We start from the raw sequence: 12806 nt of genomic DNA, 5'->3' as shown, positions 1-12806 counted from the left end.
AATCTGTCCGGTATCATCAGACCTATCTACAGAGGCATTGATACTGCCACTTTCAGGTAGCCTGGCGGTCATGCCGCACAATCACGTCTGCCGGGATATTTTGCGATTCCGACATAAAACGCATCTCGCCAAGCAGGGTGTAATCCGCTTTCAGCTGCTCTACGGTCTGTTTCGCTTCGGCGTAATACTGCTTCATGCTCAGGTGTACCCGCATATGCAACAGCCGCTCGTCGTATGGTAACCGGTACGCTGGTTTCAGGTGCCGGCGATGTCGCGTTCCCGGAAGGATATGAAGACTTTACCAGCCACAACGAAGACCGCCTGAGCACGGAAACCGTACCGATGCTGATGCCGGCAGACCTGACTTCCTTACCGAAAGGGCAAGCCTTTGCCCTGCTGGAGGGAGGCAATCTTTACAAGCTCCGTCTGCCGCTGCCGTTACCCGATCCGGATGCCGATGTTCCCGAAAACCTGACTGTCATGGCCGATCGGATGCGTGAAATTGCGCGGCTGAGCAAAGCCGGCAATGACGAAGAGGAAAATATTTTCATGGAAGGCAGAAGCTATGGCTAAGCACACCCGTCAGGATTTTATTTCCGAATCGCTGATATTGCGGTTTCTAACCGCACCGCTTAAGTGGCTGAAAATCCTGCTGCTGGTTACGTTTATCCTGTTTGGCAGCTCCATTGCCCTGCAGATTTATTTCCATCAGCCGGATTTGCTGCAACAGGAAATGGATGCTACCGAAAAACTGGGACAGCAGAGCCTTTGGAAACAGTGGGCACAGGATATTGCGACAGATGACCGGATAAAAAACCAGTCTGCAACAGGCATCAACCTGATACTGACCAAGCACATCTATCACGCCTTCAGTACCGTCTTATACGAGTGGATACCTGTCAATTACCTGCTGTCCGCCCAACCGGGCGACGCCGGTTACGATGCAAAAGAGCGTATTCTGGAACCGGGTTACGATTACTTGGAACGCTTCGACCAAACAATCCGTATCATCTCCCTACGGCTGGGCAATATCATATTTCTGAGTATTCTTGCTGTCTATCTGACCGTATTAACGGCTGCAGACGGCTTAGTGCAACGCCGTATCCGTCAAGAAAATGCATCACGGGAAAGCGCCGGTATTTACCATCGGGCAAAATACTGGCGCATCGGTATTATTTCTTCCAGCATGCTGCTCTATCTCTCCTGCCCTTGGCCATTGTCGCCGTTATGGCTGCTGATACCGATAGCCGGTGGGGCGGCTATGGTATTTTTACAAACCAAGTATCTGAAAAAATATTTATAACATAATGTTATTTATGGTATTAAATATAATCTTTACATACCGTGCAGATTTTATTTACGGCAACTAATGCCGTTTTGTGGCACATTGCCGCCGATTTGATTCTGCCGGCAATGGGTGACCTCTGGATTTCCTCCTATAAGTTTCACTATAAAATATAGCCTGTTAAGTATTATTTTTGTTTCTTGGCACATCTTCTGCTATATCAACTTTGTGATTCAAGTCGCACCAACCTTATATTTTATTGGGCAAAGGCACCTACCATGACCCGCACCCTCCACTCCCTCCGCATTGCTGTCCCGCTGGCAGCCCTGCTGCTGGGTGCGCGGGTGCAGGCTGCTCCTGGCGACATCCAGTCACAACAGATCCAACGCGAAGAGCAGCGTCAGCAGGATATGCAGCAACAGCTGCAACCGAATGCGGATGTGCGGCTGGACGAAACTGCCGGTGCCGGTGTTGCTATTTCCCCGGGTTCGGCTCATCCGCCCGCGGCGGAAACACCTTGCTTTCGGATTCGGGAGATTCAACTTGCCGGCGATGCGGCCGGTAAGTTTTCTTTTGCCCTTAGGCAGGCCGTTGCCCAAGCCGGTTTCGTGCCCGGGCAGTGTTTGGGTGCACAAGGCATCAACCGCATTATGGTGTTGGCGCAGAACGCGCTGATCGGTCGCGGCTACACCACCACCCGCATTTTGGCCGCCCCGCAGGACTTGCACAGCGGGGTATTGGTTTTGACCGTATTGCCCGGACGCATCCGGCAGATCCGGTTTGAAACTGCTCAGGCCGATGCCACCCATGTCGGGCGCATCACCGCCTTCGCCAACGAGTTTCCCACCGGCAGCGGCGCAATACTGAACCTCAGAGACCTGGAACAGGGTCTGGAGAACTTGAAACGGCTTCCCACTGCGGAAGCCGATATTCAAATTGTGCCCGCCGAACAGCCGGATGAGAGCGACATCGTGGTGTCTTGGCGCCAACGGACAGTTCCCTACCGGCTCAGCATCAATGTGGACAACTCCGGCAGCAAGGCCACCGGCAAATACCAAGGCAGCCTCACCTTCTCCGCCGACAACCCTTTGGGGCTGAGCGACCTGTTCTACGCCTCCTTCCACCACGATCTCGGACACAAAGACCATCCGCGCAGCCCGAGCGGGCAAACCGTCAACAGCCATACCGGCGGTTATGCCTTTCATTACTCGGTGCCGTTCGGCAACTGGCTGTGGAGCTGGAACCACAACTACTACCGCTACCATCAGGCCGTAGCCGGCCGCACCGAAGTGTACGACTACAACGGCAGCAGCAGCAGCAGCGACATCGGCTTCACCCGCCTGTTGTACCGCAACGCCCGCCGCAAGACCCACCTTGGCTTCAAACTGTGGCAGCGGGAGGCCAAAAGCTATATCGACGATGCCGAAATCGACGTGCAGCGCCGTAAAACCGCCGGCTGGCAGCTCGGCCTCACGCATAAGGAATATTTTGGCCGCGCCACATTAGACGCCGCCCTAAACTACAAACGCGGCACCGGTATGGCCGATGCCCTGCGCGCCCCGGAAGAAGTGTTCGACGAAGGCACTTCCCGCATGCGCATCCTCACCGCCGACATCGGCTTCAACCAACCCTTTCATCTCGGCAAACAGGCATTCGCCTACGACACCCGCCTGCATATCCAGTGGAACCACACCCCGCTCACCCCCTTGGACAAACTCGCCATCGGCGGCCGCTACACCGTGCGCGGCTTCGACGGTGAAATGAGTCTGTCGGCCGAGCGCGGCTGGTATTGGCGTAACGACTTCATCTGGCAGTACCATCCGCAGCACCAAATGTATCTCGGGCTGGACACCGGCCACGTCTCCGGCTGGTCAACCCAGTTCCAGCTCGGCCAAAACCTTGCCGGCGCCGCCCTCGGCTGGCGCGGCCAGCTCAATGCGCCCGGCAGCCTCAACTACGACCTGTTTGTCGGCCGGCCGCTGCACAAGCCCGAATACTTCCGCACCGCCGACACCACCATCGGGTTTAACCTGAACTACTCGTTTTAAGCAGTTTTAAGCAAATTCGGAATCCTCCCGGCCAATTCAGAATACCCCTTATAGCCCGTTCCCTATCTTCCAAAAAAACACTAACTGAATCCATCCGTACACACCACACACCCGTCCCAAAAGAACCAACGTCTACTGCTAGTTATTCATCCCACCATTAACCATCACTCATAAAACTAATATTCTCTTGCGGAGCACTCACCATGAACCAACAACGCCACAAAGTCATCTTCAATAAAACCCGCGGGGTGATGATGGCGGTGGCCGAGTATGCCATGCGTGAGGGCAAAACCGCCGGCGAGCGCGACGCCGGCAACGGCGGCAACGGTTCGGATGCCGCTTCCACCCTTTCAGGTAGCTTTTCCGGCAAGATTTCAGGTAGCCTCTCCGGCAGGCTGTCCGGTTTCGGCATCCCCGTTCTCACCTTCTCCTTGTTGCTCGGTTTCGGTTTGGCCGCCATCAACACCGCCGGCGCCGGCGGCATCGAAGCCGACCCCGCCGCCCCGCGCAACCAGCAGCCCGTTGTGCTGCAAACCGCCAATGGTTTGGAGCAGGTCAATATCCAAACCCCCAGCGCCGCCGGCGTATCGGTCAACCAATACCGCCGTTTCGATGTGGACGGGCGCGGCGTCATCCTCAACAACAGCCACCGCAACATCCAAACCCGGCAGGCCGGCTGGATTCAGGGCAACCCCTTTCTCGCCCGCGGCGAAGCCCGCATCATCGTCAACCAAGTCAACAGCGCCGATCCCTCGCTGTTAAACGGCTATGTTGAAATCGCCGGCCGCCGCGCCGAGATGGTACTGGCCAACCCTGCCGGCATCCAAATCAACGGCGGCGGCTTCATCAACTCCGCCGGCGTCACCCTCACCACCGGCCGCCCCATTATCCACAACGGCGTGCTCGAGCAGATCCAAGTGCGCGGCGGCAGCATCGGCATCACCGGCCAAGGCCTCGACGCCCGCGATACCGACTACACCCGCATCCTCAGCCAAGCCGCCCACATCCAAGCCGGCATCTGGGGGCAGAATCTGCACGTGGTGACCGGGCAGAACGACATCGCCGCCGACGGACACATTTCAGGTAGCCCCAATACTGCCCCGGCCAACCCGGCTTCTCCCGCCGTCGCCATCGACAGCGGTGCTCTGGGCGGCATGTATGCCGGCAAAATCACCCTGATCAGCACCGACCGCGGCAGCAGCATCCAAAACGCCGGGCAGTTGTTCGCCCAAGCCGGCGGCGTCAGCCTCAACGCCGACGGCATTATTCGCAACAGCGGCAGCATCGTCGCCGCCGTGCCGAATCACAACGGCACAGCCGATACGGCCGCCGTCAGCGTGCGCAGCAGCGAGAAACTGGACAACAGCGGCACCCTGTCCGCGCAAGGCCAGACCGGTATCCACACGCCCGAGCTGTACAACAGCGGCAGCATCCTCTCCGCCCACACCGCCAAGCTGCACACCGGCCAAACCCTAGCCAACAGCGGCCGCATCCAAGCCGCCCGGCTCGACATCGACAGCCCGCAGCTAACCAATCACGGCAAAATCCAACAAACCGGATTACAAGGCTTGGCCATCCACAGCCGGCAGGCCGACAACCGAAACCACGGCCTGATCGGCTATACCCCCCAAGACAACAGCGCCAACCCCGGCGGCAGCAACCCCGCCAACCCCGCCCATCCGACCCAGCCTGCCAATCCCACCACGCCCACCAACCCAAGCCATCCCGGTACTGCTGCCGGCAGCGGCAGCGTTGCCCAGTCCCAAACTGCCCCCGTTATTCTGCCCGATGGCCGGATACAGACCGACCGCCTGCTCAACGACGGCGGGCAGATCACCGCCAACGGCGCCGCCAACCTCACCGTTACCCAACAGCTCGACAACCAAGCCGAACTCGCCCTCAACCGCCTGCAGGTCGGCGGACAGAAGCTCAACAACCAACATGGCCAAATCCGCGCCCAACAAGCCGAACTCACCGCCGATCAAACCGACAACCGCCACGGCAGCATCGATGCCGGACACCTCAACATCCGCTCCCCCGAACTGGATAACCGCAGCGGCCGCATCCGCAGCAACCACAGCACCGAACTGCAGATTTCAGGTAGCCTCGACAACCGCAGCGGCCAAATCAGCTCCGCCCAAAACGTCTCCATTCACGACAACGGCCAAAACAGCCTGCGCATCGACAACAGCCAAGGCAGTATTCTGGCCGGCAACGACGCCGCCATCCAAGCCAAAGACCTCGCCGGCAGCGGCACCCTGGCCGCCGGGCACGATATCGCCATCCGCCAGCAGGACAACCTGACCAGCAGCAACGACATCGAAGCCGGCCGCCACCTCAGCCTCACCACCGCCGGCCGCCTCAGCAACCGCCACCGGCTGCTCGGCGCAGAAAGCGTGCAGCTGCAGGCCGCCGACATCGACAACACCGCTGCCGGCAGCATCCTTGCCGGCAACAGCGTCCGCCTCAACGCCGACACCCTCGCCAACCGCGGCCTGATCAACAGCAACGGCCAAACCCACCTCAGCGCCCAGCAGCGCCTCGACAACATCGGCAGCGGCCGCATCTACGGCAACCATGTCGCCCTTGCCACCGCCGAACTGCACAACCGCGAAGAAACCAGCGCCAACGGCCAGACCCAAGCCGCCACCATCGCCGCCCGCGAACGGCTGGACATCGGCGCCGGCCACATTACCAACCGCGAAGGCGCCCTGATCGCCAGCGAAGGCCGCCTGTTTATTGGCGGCACACTGGACGGCAAGCAGCAGGCCGTCGGCATAGCCGACACCCTGACCAACAGCAGTGCCCGCATCGAAGCCAAAGGCAGCGGCCGGATTGCCGCCCGACAGCTGGATAACCTCAATCCGCACTTTGCCACCGAAACCTATGTCGAGCGCAGCAGGAGCGTGACCGCTTTCGGCTATGTCGGCCAACCTGATCCGTTCTTTACCGACGGCGTGGACGGGCACTACAGCCAGTCTGATAAAAATTTGGATCTGTATTTCAACGACGGCAGGCATCAGCACTTCGGCGGCGGGGCCGTCAAAGACCTGCGCCGCTACGACTACACCGAATCGGTGGTCAAAGAGCGGATTACCGAAAACAAACCGGCCGAAATCCTGATCGGCGGCGATCTGCAGATCGAAGGCAGCACTTGGAACAACGACAACAGCTTTATCTTGGCCGGCGGGCAGATACAGGAAGGCCGCGGCCTGACCCTCAACAACCCGGCCAGGCAGGCCACCGAACAGTTTGTTACCAGCGGCAGCTCCCAAGCCGGTTCGTTCGACCGCCACGGCAAATGGGGCACCGGCAAGCGCAAAATCCGGTTCGACCAAGGCCGGGCTTCCATGGATTCGGTGCAGGAAACCCACTACGACTTCAGCGCGCCCATCTCTGCCGTGGAGGGCAGCAGCGCCAAGCTGGCCGGTCATACCCAACCGGTCGGCACCGAACAGGCCGATACCGCCGGCAGCCGGCCTCCGCTGCCACAGCAGATTCACAGCTTGGCCGACAAAGGCAGCCTGCCCACCAGCAGCCTGTACAGCATCGACCCCAATCGCGCAGGCTACCTGATCGAAACCGATCCCGCCTTTGCCGACTACCGCAAATGGCTCAACAGCGACTATATGCTGCAGGCGCTGACCACCGATTCCGACCAGATCCACAAACGGCTGGGCGACGGTTACTACGAACAGCGCCTGATCAACGAACAGATCGCCCGCCTCACCGGCTACCGCCGGCTGGACGGCTATCAGAACGACGAAGAGCAGTTCAAAGCCCTGATGGATGCCGGCATCACCTTCGCCCGCGCCCAAAATCTGGTGCCCGGCATTGCGCTGAGCCGCGAGCAGGTAGCCCGTCTCACCAGCGACATTGTCTGGCTGGAAAACCAAACCGTCACCTTGGCCGACGGCAGCCGCCATACCGTATTGGTGCCCAAAGTGTACGTATTGGCCCGGCAGGGCGACGTCAACCGTGCCGGCGGCTTGATCAGTGCCGAGCAGATCCGCCTCGGGCAGCTAGACCGCTTGGACAACGGCGGCGCCATCGCCGGCCGCCGCATCGTGGATCTGGGCGCGCAAAACCTGGACAACCGCGGCAGCATCCAAGGCGGCAAAGTCCGACTGCAGGCGCAGGACACCCTGAACAACACCGGCGGCCGGATCAGCGCCGAAGACGCCTTGCTGCTGCAGGCGCAAAACATCAACCTCATCAGCATCACCTCCACCACCGGCGATGCGCACAACGGCCGCACCGTATTGGACTGGGTGGCCGGGCTGTATGTCACCGGCGGCGAAGGCGGGCAACTGGTGGTGGATGCCGCGCACAATCTGCAGGCGGATGGGGCGGAGATTGCCAACCGGTCAGCAGGCGGCCAAACCGTCTTGCAGGCAGGCAATGCGCTCAATCTGGGCACGGTGGGACTGGCGCGGCACGAATCTTCAGATAGCCTCTCCGACCGCAACCACCGCCATGTGCACCAAAGCGCCGAAGCCGGCAGCACAATCCACACCGACGGCAGCCTGATCCTGTCCGGCCGCGACGTCAGCCTGCGGCAGGCCGAACTCTCCGGCGGCCAAGGCAAAGTACACATTCAGGCGCAAAACAGCTTGATGATCGGCGAAGGCCGCCGGACGCTGGATTTGGACGAATCGGTATATAGCAAAAACCGCAACCTGTTCCGCAGCAAAACCCGTCAAGACCATTACCGGCGCCGACACGACGAAGCCCAAGGCAGCACCATCACCGGAGAGCAGGTTGTCCTGTCTGCCGGGCGGGATGTGTCGGTGCGCGGCAGCAACGTGATCGCCCAAGACAAAACCGTGATTGCCGCCGGCGGCCGCATCGACCTGACCGCCGCCCGCAACCATTACCAAGACCACGAAAGCCACGAGCGCACACGTTCCGGCCTGACCGCCTCCTTCAAAGACGGCGTGGCCGGCGCCGGTTATGCCAAATCCCGGCAGCATACCGAACAGCAGGGCAGCAGCCAAAGCCTGACCCTCAGCCAAATCGGCAGCATCCGCGGCGACACCACCATTGCGGCCGAGCGCCAACTGATTGCCGAAGCCGCCCGGCTGGCTGCCGGCGGCAACCTGCACCTGCAGGGCAGCGAAGTCAACCTGAATGCCGCCTATACAGACAGCAGCAGCCACCGCGAAGCGCACAGCAAACAATCCGGCTTCGCCCTCGGCGTGACCTACGATGCCTACACCGCCGGCAAACACGCTTGGGACCGCTCCATGCAGGGCGGCGGCTACAGCGACAGCATCGTCGGCAACTGGATGCAGCGCAGCAGCGCCTCAGACAAGGCCGCCCAAGCCGCCATCACCGCCGTCACCGTTTCCGGCGGCCGCAGCCGCAGCAGCCTCAGCCAAGACGTCAGCAGCCGCGAAGCCGTGGTCACTTCCGCCAGTGCCGGCAAACAGCTCACCATCGCCGCCACCCAAGGCAGCATCCGCAGCCAAGGTGCCAAACTTTCTTCCGAAGGCGACACCCTCCTGGCCGCTAAAGACAGCATTGATTTGGGCTTCGCGGTCGATACCCAAAACCAAAGCGGCCGCAGCCGGCGCAGCGGTTTCTCCATCGACAACCGCGACCACCTCACCCCGTTCGGCACCTTCAACGACACCGGCAACGCCCAAGGCAGCATCAGCCAAATCACCGGCACCAGCCTCTCTTCCGGCGGCAGAGCCCTGCTGCAGGCGCAAACCGGCGATCTCAACATCACCGGCAGCAGCGTGGTGGCCCAGCACGATCTGCAGCTGTCGGCCGGGCGCGACATCCGCGTCGGCTCCGCCGCCAATACCCTAGACAGCAGCGAAACCCAAATCAGCAGCGGCATCGGCAGCGCTGTGATCTCCGACACCGAGCACTTCAGCGGCTGGATGAAAAACACCCGCCGCAGCCGTGCCGGCCAGCTGAGCCAAGCCAAGAGCCAACTCGGCAGCCTGGACGGCAGCGTTACCATCGATGCCGGCGGCGCCTACCGCCAGCAGAGCAGCGACATCGTCGCCCGTAAAGACATTGACATCAGCGCCCAAAGCATCGACATCAGCGCCGCCGACAACACTGGCAGCCGCCACCAGTCCGAGCGCGACGTCAAAATCGGCACCTTCGCCAAAATCCCCTCCCCGCTGATCGACCTGGTCAACGCCGCCGAAGGCGCCGCCAAGAGCAAAGCCGACGACCGCACCCGCGCCCTGCAAGGATTGGCCGCCGGCGCCCAAGGCTACCAGCTGTACGATTCCGTCGGCAAAGTGGCCGAAGCCGCCAAAGCCAATGCACTCAATCAAGCTGCCGGCGCCAGCAAACAGCAAGGCGCCGCCCTGATTTCGGTTGAAGCCGGCTTCGGCTTCAAAACCGCCAGCAAAGAGCAGAACGACAGCTACCGCCACCACCAAGGCAGCCGCTTGGCCGCGGAAAACATCCGCCTGCACAGCCGCGAAGGCGACATCCGGCTGCAGGGCACCCAAGCCCAAGCTGCCGACACCCTGCGCCTCGATTCCGCCCGAGACATCCTGCTCCAATCCGGGCAAGACATCCGCCATGCCGACGGCAAAAACCGCAATGCCGGCGTCCAAGTCGGCGTTGGCGTCTCCCTCGGCGCCTCGTTCGGCGTTTATATCTACGCCGAAGCCAGCTACGGTAAAGGCCACAACCGCCTCGACGCCGCCAACCACGCCCCCACCGTCCTGCAAGCCGACCAAATCCAACTCAAAAGCCGCCGCGACACCACCCTCTACGGCGCCCAAGCCCACGCCCGGCGCATCGACGCCGACATCGGCGGCAAACTCGCCATCGAAAGCCCGCAAGACAGCCTCGACCAAGAGAGCAAACAAACCGGCGGCGGCCTGCGCGTTCAGGTAGCCTGGGGCACCGCCTGGAACGTTTCCGCCAACTACAACAAGAGCAGCAGCGAAGGCCACAGCCGCAGCGTCGGCCAACAAAGCGGCCTGTTTGCCGGCGACGGCGGCTACCACATCCAAGCCGACAGCGTCCACCTCAAAGGCGGCGCCATCGCCTCCACCGCCCCCAAACAGCAAAACCAACTCACCGCCAACCGCCTCACCTTCGAGAACCTCGAAAACCACAGCAGCTACCGCGCCGACAGCACCGGCCTCAGCGCCGGCTACGGCAGCAAAACCGACAACCCCGGCAACGGCAGCCAAAACGCCTTCACCCGTGCCTCCGAAGCTGCCGGCAGCAGCATGAAGAGTGATTTCAGCCACCCGACTGCCCTGCCGCAGCACGACGAAGGGCAAAGCCAAGGCACCACCTACGCCACTCTCAGCGACGGTATCCTCAACATCGGCGGACGCAATACCACCGCCCAAGAAATCGGCATCCACAGCGACGCCGCCACCGCCCATCAGCAAGCTGAGGCATTGCCCGATCTCGAAGCCGTATTGCAGCGGCAGCAGATCGTGTCCAAAGCCACCGCCGACATCGGCAGCGGCGTGCAAACATTCAGAAGTAGAATGGCTGCAGATGCCGCCAAAGAGCGGCAGGAGCACCGCAAACGCTATGAAACCGACCTGCAAGCCCAAAACGACGGCAGCTACGAAGCCTATCTCCAGCTAAACGAAAGCGGTAAGCAGCAGTATCTGCGGCAGAACGACCCCGACTATTATGCTGCCGACCAGCAAGCCGTCGACTGGGGTATCGGCGGTCGCAAGTCCCGGGCACTCAATGCCGCCACTACCTTGATTACCGGCGCGCTTGGCGGGCAGGGTGATCTTCAGGTAGCCGCCAACACCCTCGCCCCCTATGCCGCAGAAGCCGTTGGCCGCAGCGTCGGCCATGGCGAAAACAAAAACGAAGCCGCCCAAGCCGTCGCCCATTTCGTGCTCGGCGCCGCCTTGGCCTATGCCAACCACAGCGATCCCCTGCTGGGCGGCAGCAGTGCCGTTGCTGCCGAGAAGAGCGCCCAATGGATGGCCGAGCAATATAACGACGGCGTCAGCTACAACGATCCCGTTACCGGGCAGTTTGATCCCAACAGGCTACCTGAAAACATCAAAGAAGAGATCCGCAGCATCAGCAGCGCCGTCGCTTCCGTGGTGGGTGCGAGCGGAGGAAACGGGTCGTCGTTCAATGCGCAGGTGTCCGGGGTGATTGGGCAGAATGCGGTGGAAAATAATCAAGTGCTTCTAAATAATTACTATAGAAACCAGAGAAGGAATAATAGTCCATATGGAGGAGATGAGGAGAGTTCAGGTCTTGCACGCGCATGGATAGGTTTCCGTAACTGGATTTCTGGGTTATTTCACTCGGAAAGTAATGATGAAGGACAAGGCAGCACTGCAGCTCCAAAACCGATACAGCCACGTCCGCAACCACAGCAACCAGTAAGTCAATCAGTTGCTGGAGCCCCTATGCCACCAGATGACGATGGCAATAATAAACAACGGAAGGGAAGACCGAGATCAAATGTTAGTCAAGATAAACAGGTACGGGATGCTGCGAGAGAAACTAGATTAACCAGTATACAGCGACGTGAGCTAGGTAGGGCAGTGGAACGAGAGAGTAGAAAGATGGGAAGAAATTTAAATTATCAGGATATTTTAGATATTGCAAAAGAGGTAAAAAATGGAACGTATTATTAATAATAAGTTTTTGGAATTTATTGAAATAATTAAAAATGATTTTAAAAATGAAAAATGTTTTAATGCTGGAGGATATCTTGGCTCTATGTTGTATTTTGATTTTGGTAATCAGATATCAAAAAAAAGTATTCTTCAGAAAGAAAAAACTATTATTTTAGGATCAAAAAAAATAGGTATTAGAGATTGCTATTGGGAAATAATTAGATGCGATTGTACACTAATTAATAGTGACGATATTGATGTATATAGTTTTAATTTTTCTATCTTTAATTTGCAAAGTTTGATTGATATTAAATTTGATAATAAAATATTTAAAATATTCTTTTCAAATAATATAGAAATACACTGTGATTTAAGTAATAAAAATGATGCAGATTTAGATGATCCAATATTGGAGTTTGATGTTTTAGATAAATATATATTTGATATATTTGCATATGGTAAATTTATTATAGATATGGAATATTACAAATAATTTATCAGGAATAGATTATAAAATTCAGATTACACGGTAATTCATGATCTGTCAAAAGGCTACTTGAAAACCTTTCAGGTAGCCCTTCCTTCCTCTTTTTCCCCCTTCCATCCTTAATTGGAAAGTGCATCTCAAAACCAAATCATGCAGAATGATGTAACCTATTTGCGTTTGGTGAATGCAGAAAATATTAGAATCAACCAGCAGCAAGTGAACAGCCAATCGTGCCGGGTGGGGATCTGTCGCCCGGATGTTCAGGGCACTTTACCAGACTCCAAGAGGCGTATTTATGTCGAATACGACCGTACCAGCTCGAACCGTGGAGCCGGACATGCATCAAGGTTGTTAAGCAATGATCCAGATGCTATTGTAATTTTAAAAACCTC

Annotated in this window: 6 protein-coding genes; 5 read left to right on the top strand and 1 reads right to left on the bottom strand. The window is 58.4% G+C overall.

What is annotated here, in order from left to right; genetic code table 11:
- Positions 1–52 precede the first annotated feature (52 nt).
- Positions 53–214 (bottom strand): hypothetical protein, encoded by a 162-nt coding sequence (locus A7Q00_RS13280; RefSeq protein ID WP_153718109.1) that lies wholly within the window; start codon positions 212–214, stop codon positions 53–55.
- 20 nt (positions 215–234) lie between these two features.
- On the opposite strand from A7Q00_RS13280, the gene A7Q00_RS02300 reads away from it, so the two are divergent.
- The 5 genes from A7Q00_RS02300 to A7Q00_RS02280 all read left to right on the top strand — a co-directional run bounded on the left by A7Q00_RS02300 (position 235) and on the right by A7Q00_RS02280 (position 12420).
- Positions 235–573: a hypothetical protein gene (locus tag A7Q00_RS02300; RefSeq protein WP_064089040.1), complete on the top strand. Its 339-nt coding sequence runs from the start codon at positions 235–237 to the stop codon at positions 571–573.
- Positions 566–1303 (top strand): IncC plasmid conjugative DNA transfer DtrJ family protein, encoded by a 738-nt coding sequence (locus tag A7Q00_RS02295; RefSeq protein ID WP_064089039.1) that lies wholly within the window; start codon positions 566–568, stop codon positions 1301–1303. The genes A7Q00_RS02300 and A7Q00_RS02295 overlap by 8 nt, the downstream gene beginning before the upstream one ends.
- A 260-nt stretch (positions 1304–1563) precedes the next feature.
- Positions 1564–3333, top strand: a complete 1770-nt coding sequence (locus tag A7Q00_RS02290) for a ShlB/FhaC/HecB family hemolysin secretion/activation protein (protein WP_064089038.1) — start codon at positions 1564–1566, stop codon at positions 3331–3333.
- A 203-nt stretch (positions 3334–3536) separates the two neighbouring features.
- The gene (locus A7Q00_RS02285; RefSeq protein WP_064089037.1) at positions 3537–11945 is read left to right on the top strand and encodes a hemagglutinin repeat-containing protein; all 8409 of its coding nucleotides are present in this window, start codon (positions 3537–3539) and stop codon (positions 11943–11945) included.
- Positions 11929–12420 carry a hypothetical protein gene (locus tag A7Q00_RS02280; protein ID WP_064089036.1) on the top strand — a complete coding sequence of 164 codons (492 nt, stop codon included), beginning with the start codon at positions 11929–11931 and terminating at the stop codon, positions 12418–12420. The genes A7Q00_RS02285 and A7Q00_RS02280 overlap by 17 nt, the downstream gene beginning before the upstream one ends.
- The last annotated feature ends 386 nt before the right edge of the window (positions 12421–12806 follow it).

This window comes from Eikenella halliae, from assembly GCF_001648475.1.
In the GTDB taxonomy this organism is placed as follows: domain Bacteria; phylum Pseudomonadota; class Gammaproteobacteria; order Burkholderiales; family Neisseriaceae; genus Eikenella; species Eikenella halliae.
This window is presented reverse-complemented; position numbering and strand designations above follow the sequence as displayed.

Bases quoted from the DNA above. Each gene is read 5' to 3' on its own strand.
- A7Q00_RS13280 (WP_153718109.1), bottom strand. From the start codon at position 214: ATGCGGGTACACCTGAGCATGAAGCAGTATTACGCCGAAGCGAAACAG.
- A7Q00_RS02300 (WP_064089040.1), top strand. From the start codon at position 235: ATGGTAACCGGTACGCTGGTTTCAGGTGCCGGCGATGTCGCGTTCCCG.
- A7Q00_RS02295 (WP_064089039.1), top strand. From the start codon at position 566: ATGGCTAAGCACACCCGTCAGGATTTTATTTCCGAATCGCTGATATTG.
- A7Q00_RS02290 (WP_064089038.1), top strand. From the start codon at position 1,564: ATGACCCGCACCCTCCACTCCCTCCGCATTGCTGTCCCGCTGGCAGCC.
- A7Q00_RS02285 (WP_064089037.1), top strand. From the start codon at position 3,537: ATGAACCAACAACGCCACAAAGTCATCTTCAATAAAACCCGCGGGGTG.
- A7Q00_RS02280 (WP_064089036.1), top strand. From the start codon at position 11,929: ATGGAACGTATTATTAATAATAAGTTTTTGGAATTTATTGAAATAATT.